We start from the raw sequence: 18,634 nt of genomic DNA, 5'->3' as shown, positions 1-18,634 counted from the left end.
CTGGTGAATATACCTTCGTCTAGAAGGACGTATGTCCGGAGTAATGCTCCGTCATTTCCGCATCCGGTGCTCGTGAGGGCCGGCACAATACGGCTATGCCGGTCACGCCCAGGTCTCAGAACCCGTCCGACGACACAAGTCAGGAAGTCGTGAAGCAGGTGGAACAGGCAGGAGCGGAGTCGGGTGACACTTCACCGGTCGTGGTTCCCCCGATGATTCCTCTTCCTGAGGCTCGCGCTGCGGCGCTCGATGACCTGTGCCGCTCCCTGAACATATCTGACGGGGACATCGGCACAAGTACTCACCGCCACAGCCTGGAGGAGGGCCTGCCGTGGGACACCGATCCGCGCCTCGTCGCCGACGCGTTGGCCCGGGCGGGGCATCCGCCCGAGGTGGTGCGCACGATCACCTGGGGCTGGGCCCTGTGGACTTGTGAGTCCGAGGACAGTTGGCCGTGGATGGCCCAGGACCTGGCCAGGGCCCGTGACCTGCTGGAGGATTCCACGTCGGCGACGCGAGTGCTGTGCGCGCTCGCCCACTTCCCCGCCGTTCCCCAGAGCATGGTGCCGGCCCTGGCGCAGGTCGCGGTGGGGCGCTCCGAGTTCAACCGGATGCTGGCCCAGGAGCTTCTCTCAGGCCTCCCCGAGGTCGGGGATCTGGCCCTTGAGGCGGTGATGAGTCCGATTGCGCACGTGCGCCGGGTGGGTGCGGCCTGGCTGGCCGGTCTGATGATTCCCGACGGCGTCGCCCGACTGCGTGCCGCCCGCGCCCAGGAGAAGGACCGTCTCGCGCGGGCCAACCTGCTGCGCACGTTGCAGGTCTACGGGGATGACGTCACCGACATCGTCACAGCGGAGGCCCTCACACCTCCCAAACGGCGACTGAAGCGCCCTCCGGTGGCCCTGGACTGGTTCCCCTTCGAGGCTCTGCCCCAGGTGAGGCTCGCCGACGGGACGCCGCTCGACCCGGACATCGTGCGCCACTGGGTGCTCGAGGCCTACAGGCTCAAGACCCCCGACGGGGCCGGCACCATCGAGCTCTACCTGAGCCTGCTCGATGCGGCGGACACCCGTGAGCTGAGTGCCTTCGTCGTCGAGTCCTGGGTCGCCCATAACCGTGAGGCCGTCAAGGGGGAGAGCCTGAAGAACAAGGGGCTGCTCGCCTTCGCCGTCGGGATGGAGGGTGAGCGTCTTGCCGCCGCCGCCAGGAGCGCCCTGAGCCGCCATGCCACATGGCGCGCCGAGTCCGAGACCGTCCTGACCGCCGTCGCCGCGAACCCGTCCGCCGAGGCCCTGCAGGTCATGGTCTCGGCTGCAGCCCAGCACCGCTTGCCGCAGGTGCGTGGTTTCGCCAACCTGCTCACTCGGGCTGTGGCCGCCGAGCGAGGCTGGAGTGAGGCCGAGCTCGGTGACCGCAGCGTCCCCACGGCCGGTTTCGGACATGACGGCCTGCTGCACCTGTCCTACGGCGAGCGCGAGTTCCTGGGGCGCCTGACCCCTGAGCTGACCATCGCCCTGACGGACTCCGACGGACGGGCACGCAAGAGTCTGCCCGCCGCACGCAAGGGCGAGGACAGTGAGATCGTGGCGCAGGCCAGGCGCCGCCTGACCTTTGCGCGCAAGGAGGTGGCCGCTGTCCTCAAGGTCCAGAGGCGGCGTCTGTACGAGGCCATGTGTGTCGGGCGCTCCTGGCCGTTTCCGCTGTGGCGGGAGCTGTTCGCCGACCATCCGCTGGCCCGGCACCTGGCGGCTCGTCTGGTCTGGGTGGCCCGCCGTCAGGACGAGGGTGGGAGTGCTAATGAGCTGGAAGGCGGCGGCGAGGCGCCCCAGGCCTGGACCTTCCGCCCCGCCGAGGACGGTCAGCTTCTGGGGGCTGACGACGCCGTCCTGGAGCTGCCTTCGGAGGCCGTGGTCGGACTGGCACACGGGACGCTGTTGTCGGAGGCGGAAGTGGCCGACTGGTGGGAGCACCTGGCCGACTACGAGGTCGCTCCGCTCTTCGACCAGTTCTCTGCTCGGGTCCCGAAGGTGGGCAAGGGGCAGCGGGGCATCGACGATGGGGCGGGAAGGCGTGTCATTGCCCGTGACCTGCGCAAACGGGCCAAGTCCCGTGGCTACGAGCCCGACTCCAACATCCACTGGTACAGCACGTTCCTCAAGGACTTCCCGGTAGCCGGTCTGTGCAGCGTCATCGATTTCAGTGGGGTGGACGTGTGGAGTGAGGACCAGGTAGTGACCACTGGTCCCCTGTGCCTGGTCGATGGTCGTCGGGTCGTGCCCTTGGAGCAGGTGCCGCCTGCGCTTCTTGCCGAGTGCTATGCCGACTACCGCGCCATCGTCGATCCTCCTGACTGAGCCTTCGGTGGGAAGGGGTGGTCGACCCTGACCGACGAGGAGCTGCGGCCTCGAGTCCGAGTGTGGGCTCGAGGCCGTTCGGGTTGACGGCAACCCCTCCTTGTGTCACTGTATTAGTGCAGTAATACAGGTGGTCTGCTGAGGCCGCCTGTGCTGCGCTCATGAGCACTTCCCGTCCCCGAGCACTAGGAGAGCCATGGATCTCGACGACTCGCGTCCGATCTGGATCCAGCTGGTCGATGATTTCCGCATGCGGATCGTCACCGGCATCTGGCCCGCCGGAACCCGGATCCCCAGCGTGCGCGATCTCGCCACGCAGGCCGGGGTCAACCCCAACACCGTCCAACGCGCCCTCGCCGAGCTCGATCGCAGCGGCCTGACCGTTACCGAGCGCACTGCCGGGCGCTTCGTCACCGCTGATGCCGCGGTGCTCGACGCCGTCCGACGTGAGCTCGCCGTCGGCGCCACGGACACCTTCATCGCCGCTGTCACCGCCATCGGTATGGATCTCGCTCAAGCGGGCGAGACCCTTGCCGAACGGTGGCCGGCTTCCACCACTGACGAATCAGGAGAGCCCTCATGAGCAGTTCGCTGACGGCGGCGCCGTCGGATGTGCAAGGCTCCGATGCACGCTTCAATACCATTCCGTCCCTGGATGGCGCCCCGCCCCTGGTGACCGTGCGCCACCTGACCAAGACCTATCGCGGGCGTCCTGCCCTGCGCGATCTGAGCCTGTCGCTGCCCGCCGGACGCATCGTCGGCCTCATGGGCGCCAACGGTTGCGGCAAAACCACTCTGCTGAAGATTCTCGCCGGCGTCCTGGCCGACTACGAGGGTCAGGTGCGCATCGCCGGGCATGCCCCCGGGCCGCTGTCCAAGGCGCTGGTGTCCTTCCTGCCCGACGCCGACTTCCTGGCCACCAGCCTCACCCCGCCTCGGGCGATCGCCCAGTTCTCCCGGCTCTTCGCCGATTTCGACGCCGCCAAGGCCCGCCGGCTGGTCGACTTCTTCGCTCTGCCCGCTGAGCGCTCCATCAAGGAGATGAGCAAGGGCATGGGGGAGAAGCTGCGCATTGCACTGATGATGAGTCGCCGCGCCCGGGTCTACCTGCTCGACGAGCCCATCTCCGGTGTTGATCCGGCCGCCCGCGAGATCATCCTCGACGGCGTCCTGCGCGACTTCGAATCGGATTCCCTCATGCTCATCTCCACTCACCTCATCGCCGACGTCGAGCCGATCGTCGACTCCGTCGTCTTCCTCAAGGACGGTCGCCTGCTCCTGGCCGGCGATGCCGACGATCTGCGTCAGACCCATTCCACGAGCCTGGACGCCCTGTTCCGGAAGGAGTACCGCTGATGCTTCGCACGCTCTTCATCGAGGAGGCTCGTACCCAGGTGGGGCGCAATGCCTCTGTGACAGGGGCCTGCTGCCTCGTTCTGCTCGGGTTCCTCGGCCTGTGGTGGCTGCTGGCCGACGTGCCGGCGCTGGCCGGCCTCATGCAGCTGGCGTCCATGGCGGTGATCATCGCGATACCGGTCGCCGTCATGGTTCAGGTCGCCGTCGACTACTGGCAGTCCATGTACGGGCAGCGCGGTTACCTCACCATGGTCGTTCCGGTTCGCGGACGGGTGCACTTCGCGGCCAAGGCTCTTTACGCCTGCGTAGTGGTGCTGGTCGAGGGTGCGATCTGCCTGGGTGGTCTCATCGCCTGGTGCGCCGTTCTCGCCCACAGTATCGGGTCCACCACCGAAGATGTGCTCCAGCCGGTGCTCTGGGCCATTGATACGGCCGGACCGGGCAAAATGGCCTTGTTCGTCCTGATCGTGCTCATCGGGCTCTTCTCGCTTGTCATCGAGGTCGGTGCTGTGATGAGTATCGGTGGGCAGGGCCGTTTCAACCACCTCGGGTTCGGGGCACCCATGATCGGGCTCGTCCTGCTCTACGCGGTCAATCAGGTACTCGCCCTGATTGCCGTTCTCTTCGTGCCGCTCAGCATGGATGTCACCACCGGCGATTTCACGAGCCAGATGATGTGGCCGCAGTTCCTTGAGGCGCTCCGAACCGGCGTCCAGCCGTCGGTGATCGGTGTCGGGTCCGTGGTCGTCGGGCCGGTGCTGGCTGTGGTCCTGGCCTGGTGGGCGGTGCGCGCGATCGAGCAGCACACCTCCCTGCGCTGAGGCGGGGGCGTGGTGCGCCGGCCTGGCATCGGTTCTTCTGCTGATGCCGGGGCGGCGCACCAGTCGTGCGGCCGCGCCTTTCCTTCGTGCTGGCAGGCAGGGGATCGTCGGCTGAGCGCCCCCGTCCTGCGACGCGCAGCTCAGGCCACGGTTGCCTGAGCCAGTACCTGGTCACCGGAGTCGCCGCCGTAGACGACGACGGATTGGCCGGCCGCCAGGCCTCGCAAAGGGTGGTGCAACTTGGCCCGCAGCGTTCCGGTCTCGACATCGACGGCAACGTCAGCGGGGAGGGGGCGTCCGTGGGCGCGCACCTGGATGGTCACGTCCTGCCAGCCGAGGTCGCCGTCGTTGAGGGGGAGGGGGTCGGCCAGGAGGATGAGGTTGTTGCCGTCGACGCTCTTGCGGCTGAGCAGTTCTTCGGGGCCGACGACGACTTCGTTGGTGGAGGGCCGGGTCTCGATGACGTAGCGGGGCCGTCCGTCGGGGGCCGGGCGGGTCAGGCCCAGGCCTTTGCGCTGGCCGACTGTGAAGCCGAAGTAGCCGTCGTGGGTGCCGAGGACGTCGCCGTCGGGGGAGACCAGGGTGCCTTCGTGAACGCCGAGGCTGCGGGTGAGGAAGCCGCGGGTGTCGCCGTCGGCGACGAAGCAGATGTCGTAGGAGTCGGGCTTGGAGGCCACCGGGAGGCCGCGTCGCTCTGCTTCGGCGCGTACATCTGCCTTGGAGGGGGCGTCACCGAGTGGGAAGAGGGCGCGGGACAAGCCGTCGCGGCCGGAGACCGCCAGGACGTAGGACTGGTCTTTAGCTGCGTCGGCGGCGCGGCGCAGTGTTAGGCCGGTGGTCTCGCCTGGGCGACTGGAGGCGGCACCGCCGGTGAGGCGGGCGTAGTGGCCGGTGGCGACGGCGTCGAATCCCAGGGCCAGGGCGCGCTCGAGCAGGGCGTCGAACTTGACGCGCTCGTTGCAGCGCACGCAGGGGTTGGGGGTGCGCCCGGCGCGGTACTCGTCGAGGAAGTCGGCCACGACGCGCTCCTCGAACTCCTCGGACAGGTCCCACACGTAGAAGGGGATGCCCAGGATCTGGGCGGCCCAACGGGCGTCGGCGGAGTCCTCGATGGAGCAGCAGCCGCGCGAGCCCGAGCGGGTCTGGGTCCGGTTGCGGGTCAGGGCCATGTGGACGCCCACGACCTCGTGACCGGCGTCGACGGCGCGCGCCGCGGCCACGGCGGAGTCGACTCCGCCGGACAGGGCGGCCAGAACGCGCACGAGGGTCTCCTTCAGGCAGACGGGTAGCCGTTGCTACGGGCCGTGGCAGGCTACCGCAGGTTGACGGTGGTGGGGAGCAGGGGACAGTGAGGTAGTTGCCGCTGGGATATATTTATCCCAGATGAAGGAGCCCGATGACCGACGAGTACGCCATTGACGCCCGCAGCTTCGCCCGGACCCTGCGCGATCAGCGCCGCACGCGGATGAAGGGCGGCTTGTACCACCTCAACCAGGTGCTCATGGCGTACAACTCCAACCGTATCGAGGGCAGCCGGCTCGATGAGGAGCAGACCCGGTTCATTTACGAGACCCGCACCATTACGGGAGAGAACGTCCTCGTTGATGACGTCGTGGAGGCGGTCAACTCCTTCGAGCTGTTCGATGAGATGATCGACCGCCTCGGCGAGCCGATCACCGCTGAGACGATGAAGGACTACCACCGAGTTCTCAAACAGGGGACCGCAGATGCACGGCGGCCTTCGTTCGCCGTCGGGGACTACAAGCGCCTTCCCAACGTGGTGGGCGGACGCGAGACCGTGGCGCCCGAACATGTCGCGCTCGCCATCGACGATCTCATCGCGCGCACCCCGGCGAGCATGACCTTTGATGACATCGCCGACTTCCACTACCGCTTTGAGGTCATCCACCCCTTCCAGGACGGCAACGGTCGGGTGGGGCGGATCCTCATGTTCCAGCAGTGCCTGGACAACGGCATCATGCCGTTCATCGTGCTCGACTCGACCAAGGCTTTCTACTACCGCGGCCTGAGCGAGTACGAGCAGGAGCCGGGGTTCCTGCGGGAGACCTTCCGGTCCCTCCAGGACGACTACTACGCGCGCTTCGCCAGGTTCGTTGAGATCGTCGCCGGTGAGGAATGAACGAGCGGTCCTCGAACCCGTGAGGGGCGCTCCTGACTCATGACGCTTAGTGCGCCGGGGGTGGGGTGCTCGGGGTGGTGAGGATGTCGTTGGCGGCGTCGGTCAGACGCGGTGCGGCTGTGAGGTGGTGGCCGTTGAGGTTGATGGTGACGTCTTGGAGGGGTTTGAGGGCGCGGATGACGCGTTTGATGCTGATCCCGGTGGCCTCCTGGAGGTAGCCGGCTACGGCCAGGGAGGCCATGACCACGGTCAGGTGGGCCCAGGTGGCGTCTCGGGTGTGGTGGAAGACCGGGCGGGCCCTCAGGTCGTGCTTGCTCATCGGCGAAGGACTGCCCGGGCGTGCCACAGCTCGTGGTAGGAGGAGATGACATCGCCGGCGTCCATCAGATGCGCGGGGACGAAAGGTGACGTAGCCCTTGAGGCCGACCAGGGACCGGGCTCTGGCCAGGGAGGCCTCGTCCAGGGTGGCGTCACCGGCGTGGACGGTGACAAAACGCGTGCCCTTGGGACGCTTCTCACCGGCGACGGATGGCCCGGGCGCGATTGGCTTGAGCGGTCAGAGTCTGGTTGTCCCGGGCCGCGCGGCGCTTGGAGTATGCCCACACCGCCCTCCACGAGCCTGGATGGGTGTGCGGGTCCCACACCGGCTCATGGCGCCTGCTGACGTCACGCTGGCTCCGCGAGCCCCTCCTGGGGGTGATGGTGTCGATGACCTGCCCGTCGGCGGGGGCGTCGCCTTTCCAGCGGAAGTGCGCCTCCAGATCCCCGGGGGCGCGGACCTGTCGGGCCCCAGGCGATGAACCGCAGCCGAGCGTCGTCCAGGGCCGTCAGGTTGGCCGCTGAGAGCATGCCTGCGTCGGCGACCACCACGAGCTCGGCGATGCCGTGGGCGGCCTGGAAGGCCTCCACGATGGGGATGATCGTGGTGGTCTCGGCCTTGTTCCCCTCCCAGTATCCGACCTGGAGAGGAAAACCGGCCCGGTCGACCAGCAGCCCGACGATGATCTGGGGGTCGACCCTCCGCTCCTTGGAGTAACCCACCCGCCGCAGATCATCCTCACGCTCGGCCTCAAAGTACAAGGTGGTCACGCCTGCAGGCACAGGGCCAGACCCCCACCGGCGGTGACGTGATCGAACAGGGCCTGAGAGATCGCCTGGCGGTAGCCCCGCTCTTGGGCCCGGGCCAGGCAGGCTTGCAGGGTGTTGCGGTGGGCCGGGGCTGGCCAGCCGATCTCGGACAGGACTCTGGGGGTGTCGGCCTTGCAGGTGGTCGGCTCGACCAAGCGCGCGACGACCATCTGCTCAAACGCCCGATCACCCCCAGTAGCGTTCCTCAGTCCCAGACGGGCGTAGACCCCGTGCAGAACGTCCCACAGCAGGCCCGAGCGCTTGGACTCCACCGTTGCGCCTACCAGGCCGGTTCGTCCCGCTGCTGGTTCCAGGGACTCCAGGTCCAGCAGCCCCTGGCCCTGCCAGGCGGCCATCTTCTGCCGCCCGACCTCCAGCAGGGCCGCCACCTCGGTCTTGTTATGGGCTGAGCCCAGGTGCTCCACGATCCGGCGCACGCCGTCCTCCTTGACCGCGATCTGCACCGCCGTCGCCCCCGAGGAGGTCCTGACCTTACGCAGAAACGGGCTCATACCACCGCACCATCATGAGCCAGGCACAAAACTGAAATACGTAATTGGTGTTTGCGCAATGTTCTGATATGCTATAAAAGGTGTAGTTAAGTGAAATCTCGAAAACGACACTACAAAGGGAGAGAATATGCGCCACCTTTTTATTACACGTGGAATTCCTGGGTCTGGCAAAAGTGCCTTTTTGCAATCTGCTGGACTTGACCCATATACACTATCTCCTGATGCTCTGCGCCTAGCATATAGTGGCCCGGTGATGAATGACGCAGGACGTATCGTTATGCCATATCGGGATGATCGGCGGGTGTGGCAACAACTTCATGAGTTGCTTGACATGCGGATGGCTCGTGGTGAGTTCATTGTGGTTGATGCAACACATACAACGAGCTCGTACTTTCAGCAGTATGCTCGGCTTGCGCGAAAGTATCGCTACAAGCTGTACGTTATAGATTTTGCGGATGTGCCTCTCAAGGTTTGTCTGGAGCGTAATCGTCAGCGTGCACTACATAAGGTAGTCGATGATGCAGTTCTCGAGAAGATGCACGCTCGCCTCTCCACGTGTGCTATACCAAAACGATACACTGTCATACAGCCAGCGGAAGTAAAAGAGATTATCACGTCATATCAGCAACCGATCAATTTGAGTCAGTATGAGCATATTCACCATATTGGTGATATCCAAGGATGCTATACGCCACTGCGTGAATATTTTGAGCAGCACCCCTATGTCGAGCACGATTATTATATCTTTACAGGTGATCTGCTCGATCGTGGCACAGAGAATGCAGAAGTATTGCAGTATGTGTGCGATAATTTTGTCGACAGGCCGAATGTGACGTTTATTGAGGGTAACCATGATGGCTATATTTGGCAGTGGCTTAATCGCCAACCTATAAGAGCGCGAGAGTTTAATGGCCGAACTCGAGCGCAGTTAGAGCGTGCCAATATAGACAAGCGTGTTGTCAGTCGCTTGATGAACTCCATGCAAGATTTTCTCTACTACACATGGAATGATAAACAAGTATTTGTGAGTCATGCGGGAATGAGTAATCTACCGGAGAGTCCTTTGCTGCTTGCCAGCCAGCAGTATATTCGTGGTGTGGGACGCTATGAGCAGGTTGGTGCTATTGACGATGCTTTTGTTGCCCATACCCCTGATAATGTCTATCAAGTGCATGGCCATCGCAACGCTCAGAATTATCCAGCGCAGTATAATCAGCGGTGCTTTAATCTCGAGGGCAAAGTGGAGTTTGGTGGCACGCTACGGGTTGCTCAGCTTGCCGAGGAGGGTTGGTCGGTCGTTGAGGTAAGCAACCAGTCGGCTGAAGGCATCCTCCATCCGGAAAACGCACCGCTCATCCATGGTCTGCGTGCCAATAAACTGATTGGTGAGCGGTCACTGCCGGGCAATATTAGCTCATTTCACTTTAAACCAAAGGTGTTTTATGACAAAAAATGGACAGCGCAAACAGTGCGAGCTCGTGGACTATTCATGAATACACTGACGAACGAGATTGTAATTCGCGCCTATGACAAGTTCTTCAATATTGGTGAGCGACGAGAAACTGAATTTTCTGCGCTCAAAGATCAACTTGTCTTTCCAGTGCGCGCCTGGGTGAAGGAGAATGGTTATCTTGGCTTGGTAGGCTATGATGCGACACTGGGTGACCTCGTCTTTGCGTCGAAAACAACAACGGAGAGTGAATTTGCCGAGTGGTTTCGCCATCTGTTTTTACAGAGCTATGGCGAGCATGTTGATGTGATTCGTCAGTATCTTGCCGAGCATAATGCATGTTTGGTCTGTGAAGTAATGCTTCCGACAGAGGATCCACACATCATTGAGTATGTACAAGACCGGATTGTTTTGCTCGACATAGTGCATCGCCAGGCGGAATTTGCCGCTGTTGACCAAGTTGAGCGTGAGCGATTTGCGGCTATGCTTGGTATGGAAACCAAGCGGCTTGCGGCGACGTTCCAAACGTGGGAGGAGTTTGCGGCCTGGTATGAGCAGGTGCAGGGGCTTGACTATTTGTATGACGGTGTACCAATCGAGGGCTTTGTAATAGAGGATGCTCAGCATTGGCAGGTCAAAACCAAACTCGATTATTACTCATTTTGGAAGCGGATGCGTGGTGTGCTTGATGGACTTAAGGAGGGGCGCAGGCCAAAGCGTGCCGCTGCCTACCCATATCCTGAGTACGAAGCGCGTGTCATTGCCTATATGCAGGGCATCCCTACTGACGTGTTGGCTCAGATGTCTATTATCGATGTTCGTCACCGCTGGCAACGTGAGCAAGAAAAAGCCGTATAGCCGCATTACCAACCTTGCCCTTCCGAGTATAATAGAAGCATGAAAACGACACGCCGTCCTCCACAAGAGGTCGGTAAACTCGGTTTAGGGGATTGGTTGGGTGAGTAGTCTGATGGCTCGTGTGGGTCGTCTTGATAGGGATCTGGTGGTGTGGAAGAGGCGGATGAGGCCGGGTGGTCAGGTTGCGTAGTGCGGCTATGATCTCGGGGCCGTTGCGGGTGCGCAGCTGGTGGCGGTCCGCGTCGAAGATGACGTCTCTGATCCAGTGGAGCTGCTTCTCGATTCCCCAGTGCCCTTGGACCCAGGTGGCAACCTGCTCGGGCTGGGCTTGCTCCATGGGTAGTGAGCAGACCCGGGACGGCCCAGACACCCTCATCCACCGACTTTGCCGACCCCCTGAGGAGCCGGGGTTCCTGCGAGAGATCTTCAGGTCCCTCCAGGACGACTACTACGCGCGCTTCGCCAGGTTCGTTGAGATCGTCGCCGGTGAGGAATGAACGAGCGGTTCTCGAACCCGTGAGGGGTGCTCACCGGGCGGCGAACTCGTGACCGGCGCGAATGAGGTCCCTGAGCCAGTCACTCTGCGCGGCCTCCATCGTCTTGACGACGACGTGGTGGTTCCACCTGTTGGCACTGACCTGGTCAACGTGGTGGCAGTGCGGATCCTCCACGGGACGATCGAGCCTCACGTTGAGGAACAGGGTGCCGTCGCCCGTCCGCTCATAGGCCCAGACCCACAGGAACTTCCGGTTGACGGAGAAGCTCACCTGGGCCGTCAGGTGCTTCGTGACGGAGCCGAGCGAGAGGGCGTAGGACTCGATTGCCGCGTACATGGCGGCCGAAGCCGGCTTGCCGCTGAAGTCGCCGATCATCTTGTTGGAGGTGGTTGGCATGCGGTGCTCCTCGGCGCGAGCAGTGCTGTACGACGGGCGGCGGTCTCTTCGTTGTTCTCCTGCACGGGAGGACGTCGGGATCCTGAGATACAGAGTACAGGGTCTACATTACCCCGGTCGTCGGTAACCGAGCGTACCTGTATGGGCTTGACTGATTGTCAGGCTGCTGTGACTGCTGGCGCCGCAACGGAACCCACCGCCACCAGGTGACGCATCGCCACGCCCACTCCAGGGGGCCGTAGGCGAACCGGGAGAGCCAAAGACGGCAGAACACCCATTGGAGGGGCAGAACCGCGGCAGCGACGATGAGACCGGGAATCACGTCATGGGTGGAGCGCGAATCGAGCAGCACTCCCGCCGGCACCATGACGAAGGAAGCGGTGACGTAGCAGGTCAGCGCCATGCGGCCCAGGGGCTCGAATACCGCGCTCAGGGCCCGCCGCACCGGGGTGCGCCAGAGCAGCGCCAGAAGGCAGACGTAGAGACAGGCCATGAGTCCTCCGGCGACTCCGCCCGCCGTGAAGAACCTGGGATCACCGCCCTCGGCGGCCTGCCAGGGGATCGCGGCCGCGCTGGCGGCTGCGAATACGAGCGTCGCCGCCCCGATCCTACGGTCGGCGTGCTCGAGCCGTGCCGGAAGGCCGTAGGCCTGGGCCGCCGATCCCAGAAGGAACAGCCCGGGCAGTGATAGTGCCCCTCCTCCTGTAAATGCGTAGGCGCTGACCGTTGCCAGCAGACCGAGTACCAGACGCACGGAGCGCGGGACCTTGAGGGCGAATGGCAGGAGGATGGCTCCCGCAACCGCGTAGTCGCGCAGGATCTCACCGGGATAGAGGATCGAGTGGAGTAGCCCAATCACCAGGAGCGCGGCCAGGCGGCGCAGCAGGATCTTCCATGCAGGGGCACCCCGGCGGATCGCGGAATCGATGACGAACCCCATGCTCATTCCGAACATGAAGGAGAAGATCGGTACGAAGCGGGTCGCCACCAGGAAGTTCAGGACGTTCTCCGCCAGCGGGACGGCTTGGAAGGGCCGGACCGGGACGTCATGTCCCAGGCACATGAGATCTGCGGCGTTGACGAGGAGAATGCCTGCGACGGCGAAGCCGCGCAAGGAGTCGAGGAAATGGAACCGGTTGCTGGAACTCATGGAGCCGACCGTAGAGCCCGACGACGGTCATCGTGACCGATGGGGGCCAGTTTCCACCCGGGGTTGCAAGGTGTCGGGGCGATTTCCAACTCGGGGACGCGCAACCGGTGCCGGGTTACCCACCCACGCGCACGAGTCCGCTCTCGTAGGCCAGCACAATGAGCTGGGCCCGGTCACGCAGCTCCAGCTTGTGCAGGATCCGGTTGAGGTGGGACTTGATCGTTGACTCGGCCAGGACGAGGTGCTGGGCGATCTCGGTGTTGCTCATGGCGCGTCCGACCAGCGTGACGATCTCCTTCTCCCGATCGGATAGAGCATCGATGGACTCTGTGTGCACGGCGTCAGCTCTGCGCACCGAGAGTCCGCCCGGACCGGTAGGACCAGAGGGCGCAAACCACTGCTTCAGCAGCCGGCGTGTGGTCGATGGTGCCACCACCGAGTCTCCCCTTGCCACGGCGCGGATCCCGGCCAGCAGCTCGGGCGCCGTCGCGTCCTTGAGCAGGAATCCCGAGGCCCCGGCCCGCATCGCTGCCACAAGGTAGTCATCCAGGTCGAAGGTGGTCAGGATGAGTACCTTGAGGTCGGGATGGCTGCCCAGAACCGCATGGGTGGCGGAGATGCCGTCCAAGGTGGGCATCCTGATGTCCATGAGGACGATGTCGGGGTGAGTGGCCTCGACCATGTCCAGGGCGCTGACGCCGTCGGAGGCCTGACCGACCACACACATGTCCTTCTGGGCATCCAGAATCATGCGGAAGCCGGAGCGAACCAGGTCCTGGTCGTCCACCAGCGCGATGCGCAGCGGTCGGGTCATATCAGCTCACCTTCGGGTTGACGGGTGTCGGCTGCGAGGACTTGGTGGGGATGCGGGCGCACACGATGAATCCCCCATCGGGTCCGGGACCCGTCTTCAGGGATCCACCGACCACCGCCAGGCGTTGGTGCAGGTTGGCCAGCCCCTGGCCCCCGCCGACGGGTGCCGGAGTCGGCTCAGGCGAGAGATGACTGCCGAACGCCGGGGGAGAGGTCCCACTGCCGGCCGTGCCGGGGTGGTCGGCGACGGTCAGGACCACGTCCTTGCCGGGCGCGCTGTCACGGTACTCCAGTCGCACCTCGACCGAGGCTGCCTCAGCGTGCTTGAGCACATTGGTCAAGGACTCCTGAGCCGTCCGGTAGAGAGCGAGCTGCGCCTGCGCGCTGAGAAGGTTGATGCCATTCGGTTGCATGCCCTCGCTCATGAGCCGATCGTCCACTGACAGGGTGACCGTGAGACCGGTCGTGCGAACGTCGTCAATGAGCCCAGGCAGGTCGGAGATCCGCGGGATCGGACGCAGTGTTTTATCGGTGACCTGGGATGCGGCCCGGGCGTCGTCGGGCTCGGCGGAATCCGCAGCGCCTGGTGGTTCTCCCGGTTGTGGGGGAGAGGCCAGGGTCCGGGTGAGGCTGCGGGTGTCGGCCAGAGCCGAGCGCACCGTCGTCCGGATCTGCCCGAGAGCCTGCGCGGCCTGCTCCAGTCGCTCGTCGGCGGGGACGTCGATGTCATCCGAGCCGGCTGCCAGGTAGTGACCCGCCTCGGCCTGCACGGCGATCAGTGCCAGGGCGTGCCCGACGACGTCGTGAACCTCCTGGGCGATCTCGTTACGCAGCGCGGCGTCGTGCGCCGCCTGGCGGCTGGCCCGCAGCTGGCCGCGCTGCGTCACCAACCTGCCCAGCCCCCAGGTGGCAACGGCGACGCACAACTGAGTGACAAAGGCCTGCGCCATGTCCTGAGCCCAGAGGGAGAGCGGGACGACTCCCAACTCATCCCGGTTCCAGTCCCACGCGCCCAGTGCCGCGCCGACGACGACGGCAGCCGCCCAGACAGGCGTGAGCTCGCGCCTGCCCCGCCGGCCGACCGCATAGAAGGACGCAGCGACCGCAAGGTCCGCAGGAAGCGGGGAGTCGACAACGACAAGCTGTAGCGCGCACAGGACAAGGTGGGTGCCGAGCACGGCATCGGGGTGCTTACGGCACCAGTACAGGACGATGAGGGCCAGGGCAGCGCCCGCTGTGATCCCCCAGGAGCTGGTGAGTGCCCAGGTGCTCGCGGTTGAGACGCATGCCAGGGCGCCGACACCAAGGACCTTCGCGCAACAGATCACAATGCGTTTGTTCTGCCCGAGCATGCTTCCCACTATGGCAGAGAGCGTTGGGTGGTTCTGCGCTTCCTCCAGGACGATGACTGCGGCTACCTCCTCAAGCTCGTTAAGGGCCTATTGGAGGCGAGGGGGCTGGATGCATCAAAGAGGGGAGCGGAAGCCCGAACAATCAACCTTCGCAATGCGGCTTGTGCGTCACTTTCCAAGCGCGCCTGGCCCCCTCAAGAGCCGCGGGGAGCGCGGCGAGCAGGCGCTCGACGTCGTCGGGGCTCGTCTCCCGGCCCAGGGAGCAGCGCAGCGTGGAGCGGGCCGGCCCCTCCTCGAAGCCCATCGCCAGGAGCACGTGACTGGGCTGGGTGACCCCGGCGTGGCAGGCCGACCCCGCAGATGCATCAATCCCCGCCAGGTCCAGGGCCATGAGCAGCGCCTCGGCGTCGGCCTCCTCGAACCACAGGTGCGCCGTGGAGGCCACATGATTGGCACTTTCCGGCAACGTGGCGTGAACGCCCGGAAGCGCCCCGGCATCCTCAAGGATCCGACGCCGCAGCGTCGCCAGCCGAGCCTCCTGCTCCTCCTGCTCGGCGACCGCCAGCTCCACTGCCAGGGCCAGTGCCCGGGCCGCCACCACGTCCTGCGTGCCCGAGCGGAGCCCCCGCTCCTGACGGCCCCCGCCCGTGGCCGGCGTCAACGCCAGGTCGCGGCGAACCACCAGCGCTCCCGCGCCCACCGGCGCCCCCAGCTTGTGCCCGCTCAGACTCATCGCATCCAGGCCCCAGCCGTGGAAGTCCACGGGAACCTTCCCCAGGGCTGCGACCACGTCGGAGTGGACGGGCACGTACCCGGCCTCCCCGGGGCGCCCGCTGCCGCTGGCTTCGCGCACGCGCGTCACCAGCGCCGCCATGTCCTGCACCACGCCGGTCTCATTGTTCGCCGTCATGACCGAGACCAGGGAGGCGGGGGAGTGGTCGGTACTGCCCGCCGGCGCCACCGCCCGCTCCACCGAGTCGAGCTCGACCCGCCCCGCGCCGTCCACCTCCAACAGGCTCAGCCCCGCCCCCAGCTGGTCCACGGCGGTGCGCGCCGAGTCCAGAACCGCCGGATGCTCGATCGGGGAGACCACCAGCCGCCCGCCCGGAACCGCTCGCGCACGCCCCGAGACCACCAGGGCATCAGCCTCCGTACCACCGGAGGTCAGCAGCACCTCATGGGCATCCACCCCCAGGGCACTCGCCAGACGGGCACGCGCCTGCGCCAGCAGCGCCCCCACCCGCCGGCCCGCAGTGTGCTGCGCACTCGGGTTCGCCCAACCCCCGAGCCCACTGGCCAGGTCCTCGGCGACCTGCTGGGCGACCTCCGGGCGGACCGGTGACGAGGCGGCATGATCGAGGTAGGTGCGCACGCCCCCAGCCTAGACGGCGGTGCTGGCGACCATCGCGGCCCGCACGCTATCCTCGCACGAGGTACCGAAAGCAAAAGGCTGTGGGCCCGTACAGATGTCAGCAGTCTTCAACCGGTTCGCCGTCAGAGTCATCCCACACGAGCGTCTTCTCTCTGGCATAGCCCCGGCACTGGTTCCTGTCCCATCCCCACGCTCCTCCGGGCCGACGGCCGCATCACCGAAATATACTTCCGGCTCACGGACCGGCGCAACAAGATCTAGCCTTGAACTCGAGACTCAAGAGACAAGCGCACCAGTTTCACCAGCCGGCAGTTCCCATCCTACCTCCCAGTGCTTCATATCTTACCCGATCACCATCTCCACCCCCTGTACCTCATTTGAATCCCGGAGAATGCGATATGCGAAAAAAAATGGACATTGCCGTCATCGGCTCCAACATGGTCGGCCTTATTTCCTACCTCCGTCCTATGTCCTGCCAGGGGAAGCCCCTGGAAACCTTTGAAGCCCGCAGGGAATGTGAAGACAAAGAGGCCAATGGCCTCCTCTCACCTGATGATCTACATGACGCAGAAGAAGACATCGCCTCCTGTCGACTTATCGTCTTGCAGCTCGAAATCCCCCTGAATACTGTCTATGAGGCGATCGCCTTGGGACGTAAGTACAATGTCCCTGTTCTGCTCAACCCTGCTCCCGTCGACCCTCATCTCGATTTGGCGCGGATTCGCGGCTGTGACTACATTGTTCTTAACAACACCGAGCTGGCTATGATTGCCCGCATGTCGACAAGCACCCCTGAAGACGTTAGGAGGGCCGCCGTCGCAATACGCGAGAACGATATCGATAACGTCATTGTAATCCTCGGAGAGCAGGGCGTCCTGTGGATTTCCAGTGCCGGCGAGCGGATCCTGTCCGCGGCCCCTGACGTCACACTTGATACCACGAGCGCAGGTGACGCTTTCGTCGGCTGCTTCAGCCACCACCTGGTAAGTACTGGCAACGTGGAGCGATCCTTAGAGCTCGCCCTTACTTCGCAGATTCCATCGATAAACCGGGGGGTCGACCATTCTTCGCCGTCATCGTCGAGTTCGAGATCGAAATGTGAAACAAATAGCAAATTAAAAGCTCCTAAATGTAAATTCTGGGAGGGTGATAAAGATAAGAGTAGGGTGATTCGAGCTCGGATTCGACTATCTGAAGGCCACGTTCTGTGGCAGTTCCTGATGGTGATTTTCGCCCTCGGGCTGGTCCCTGCTGGGTGGTTTATGTTTGATCGTGGCGGTGTGTTATCGTGGGTTGCAGAGTTTCGGGAACGAGAGAAATGTCTTGCGCTGCGTCACTGGGGGGATTCATGGGGGCCAGGTGTTTATTTTTCGAACTTAGGTCAACTCTTTGCCTTGGTTGGGGGAGTCCTTGCTCTTACGGCGATAGCCAGTTCTCAGTTCGGTTCTGTTGCTGATAAATTGGGGCGCATTCTTGCTGAATCACGGAAGTCCTGGTGTGTGGCGCTGGCTATGGTGTTTTTGTTTTGCCTGGTTGTTTTAGTGAATTTCATCTGGTGGGTTAATCCGAAGACGTGGTCGGACGGCGTGCTGGTGCTGGGGGGAGTGTGCTTTAGTGTGCTCTGCGTAGGATCTCCCTGGGTGCTGATTGCGGTTGTTCATGAGCCTGTAGTAGAGAAAATAAACTCTCGGTTTGAGAGAAAGAAAAAAGAGTTGGACGCCTTGTGGGAAGAATATAAGAAGCACTCCGGCAACTTTGAGTCTACTGTGTATAGTGATGGTTTCGGAAATATTGTGGAGCTATATCCAAGTAGAGAGTATAGTCGTTGGATTGTTTTGACGAATCGAATTCTAGTGACTATTTCGTCACTATTCCTTGGGGGTATTTGTATCGCGGGGGTTCTGAGAGGTGGCGGGGGTCGAGAGGAAGCGCCTTCTTCCTGGGTTTTTGTGGCTGTTGTCACAGTTCTGGCTGTAATGTTTTCGTCGACTCTCATAACTATTTGGGTGTCTGTGATGAGGGTTATTTATGTGTTCTTTATGCTAAATGAAAGAGTTGTCGATGTTAATCGACGTAGATGGCTAGACCGCCCGCTTCGGGCACTCTATTTTGTGTTCGCATTGATTTATGGGATGCCGTTAGGTGTGGGATCGTGGGTCGCTGTTTGGCATGTGGCTAATGCTGCTGAAGGATCGCATGAATGGGCTTGGCTGGCGTCTGCGCTTTCCGCTGTGTTTTCGTTGGCTATCTCCTTCTATTTTCTTGCATATTTTGCCGGTGGTGTAGGTCGTTTGTGTCATCCGGTTTTAGCGGAGCTCCCAAGAAGGTTGATGTTATGTAGGGAGGAGGTGTTGGAGCTGAGTGAATGTGATGAATTTCAAAATAGGTAGCTTCCGGTGCTTGGTGTGATGTAGTGGTTTATTCCTGGAGCTGGC

The 18,634-nt window shown here is 63.2% G+C and carries 15 protein-coding genes and 1 pseudogene; 8 read left to right on the top strand and 8 right to left on the bottom strand.

Features of this window, described 5'->3' with window-relative positions:
- Positions 1-212 precede the first annotated feature (212 nt).
- The 4 genes from FBF36_RS09300 (at position 213) to FBF36_RS09285 (ending at position 4,531) form a co-directional block, all read left to right on the top strand.
- Positions 213-2,354, top strand: a complete 2,142-nt coding sequence (locus FBF36_RS09300; RefSeq protein WP_225792334.1) for a DUF4132 domain-containing protein — start codon at positions 213-215, stop codon at positions 2,352-2,354.
- 196 nt (positions 2,355-2,550) lie between these two features.
- Positions 2,551-2,937 (top strand): GntR family transcriptional regulator, encoded by a 387-nt coding sequence (locus FBF36_RS09295; protein WP_009397883.1) that lies wholly within the window; start codon positions 2,551-2,553, stop codon positions 2,935-2,937.
- On the top strand, positions 2,934-3,710 hold the full coding sequence (locus FBF36_RS09290) for an ABC transporter ATP-binding protein (protein WP_009397884.1): 777 nt from the start codon (positions 2,934-2,936) through the stop codon (positions 3,708-3,710). The genes FBF36_RS09295 and FBF36_RS09290 overlap by 4 nt, the downstream gene beginning before the upstream one ends.
- Entirely contained in the window at positions 3,710-4,531 is an 822-nt protein-coding gene (locus tag FBF36_RS09285) for a hypothetical protein (RefSeq protein WP_009397885.1), read from the top strand. Before FBF36_RS09290 ends, FBF36_RS09285 begins: the two co-directional genes overlap by 1 nt.
- Positions 4,532-4,671: 140 nt before the next feature.
- Here the strand turns inward: FBF36_RS09285 and mnmA are convergent, their stop codons facing one another.
- Positions 4,672-5,793, bottom strand: coding sequence for a tRNA 2-thiouridine(34) synthase MnmA (gene mnmA / locus FBF36_RS09280; RefSeq protein WP_138137422.1), 1,122 nt, complete (start codon positions 5,791-5,793; stop codon positions 4,672-4,674).
- A gap of 134 nt (positions 5,794-5,927) precedes the next feature.
- Here mnmA and FBF36_RS09275 point away from each other — a divergent pair, with 134 nt between their 5' ends.
- Entirely contained in the window at positions 5,928-6,671 is a 744-nt protein-coding gene (locus FBF36_RS09275; RefSeq protein WP_009397888.1) for a Fic family protein, read from the top strand.
- A 46-nt stretch (positions 6,672-6,717) separates the two neighbouring features.
- On the opposite strand, the pseudogene FBF36_RS13825 reads toward FBF36_RS09275, so the two are convergent.
- Positions 6,718-8,311 (bottom strand): annotated as a pseudogene (locus FBF36_RS13825) (IS1634 family transposase).
- Positions 8,312-8,438: 127 nt separating this feature from the next.
- Between FBF36_RS13825 and FBF36_RS09265 the strand changes: the two are divergent.
- Positions 8,439-10,619 carry an RNA ligase gene (locus FBF36_RS09265; protein WP_009397893.1) on the top strand — a complete coding sequence of 727 codons (2,181 nt, stop codon included), beginning with the start codon at positions 8,439-8,441 and terminating at the stop codon, positions 10,617-10,619.
- Here FBF36_RS09265 and FBF36_RS13490 read toward each other — a convergent pair.
- Positions 10,570-10,956, bottom strand: coding sequence for a transposase (locus FBF36_RS13490; RefSeq protein WP_232272303.1), 387 nt, complete (start codon positions 10,954-10,956; stop codon positions 10,570-10,572). The genes FBF36_RS09265 and FBF36_RS13490 overlap by 50 nt on opposite strands.
- On the opposite strand from FBF36_RS13490, the gene FBF36_RS13280 reads away from it, so the two are divergent.
- Positions 10,955-11,116: a hypothetical protein gene (locus FBF36_RS13280; protein WP_192575024.1), complete on the top strand. Its 162-nt coding sequence runs from the start codon at positions 10,955-10,957 to the stop codon at positions 11,114-11,116. The genes FBF36_RS13490 and FBF36_RS13280 overlap by 2 nt on opposite strands.
- A 30-nt stretch (positions 11,117-11,146) precedes the next feature.
- Here the strand turns inward: FBF36_RS13280 and FBF36_RS09250 are convergent, their stop codons facing one another.
- The 5 genes from FBF36_RS09250 to FBF36_RS09230 all read right to left on the bottom strand — a co-directional run bounded on the left by FBF36_RS09250 (position 11,147) and on the right by FBF36_RS09230 (position 16,199).
- Positions 11,147-11,512, bottom strand: a complete 366-nt coding sequence (locus FBF36_RS09250) for a DUF5655 domain-containing protein (RefSeq protein WP_009397895.1) — start codon at positions 11,510-11,512, stop codon at positions 11,147-11,149.
- Positions 11,513-11,615: 103 nt separating this feature from the next.
- Positions 11,616-12,662: a DUF418 domain-containing protein gene (locus FBF36_RS09245; RefSeq protein WP_009397896.1), complete on the bottom strand. Its 1,047-nt coding sequence runs from the start codon at positions 12,660-12,662 to the stop codon at positions 11,616-11,618.
- Positions 12,663-12,777: 115 nt separating this feature from the next.
- A complete protein-coding gene (locus FBF36_RS09240; protein ID WP_009397897.1) occupies positions 12,778-13,476 on the bottom strand; it encodes a response regulator transcription factor in 699 nt (232 codons plus the stop codon).
- 1 nt (position 13,477) lies between these two features.
- Complete coding sequence (locus FBF36_RS09235; RefSeq protein WP_009397898.1) at positions 13,478-14,827, bottom strand: sensor histidine kinase; 1,350 nt, start codon at positions 14,825-14,827, stop codon at positions 13,478-13,480.
- 142 nt (positions 14,828-14,969) lie between these two features.
- On the bottom strand, positions 14,970-16,199 hold the full coding sequence (locus tag FBF36_RS09230; RefSeq protein WP_138137420.1) for a cysteine desulfurase family protein: 1,230 nt from the start codon (positions 16,197-16,199) through the stop codon (positions 14,970-14,972).
- Positions 16,200-16,597: 398 nt separating this feature from the next.
- Here FBF36_RS09230 and FBF36_RS13485 point away from each other — a divergent pair, with 398 nt between their 5' ends.
- Positions 16,598-18,589 (top strand): PfkB family carbohydrate kinase, encoded by a 1,992-nt coding sequence (locus FBF36_RS13485; RefSeq protein WP_087944031.1) that lies wholly within the window; start codon positions 16,598-16,600, stop codon positions 18,587-18,589.
- Positions 18,590-18,634 lie beyond the last annotated feature (45 nt).

It is taken from the genome of Actinomyces sp. oral taxon 171 str. F0337 (assembly GCF_005696555.1).
Classification (GTDB): domain Bacteria; phylum Actinomycetota; class Actinomycetes; order Actinomycetales; family Actinomycetaceae; genus Actinomyces; species Actinomyces oris_E.
The sequence above is the reverse complement of the archived record's forward strand: the minus strand, read 5'-3'. Positions and strand labels throughout refer to the sequence as shown.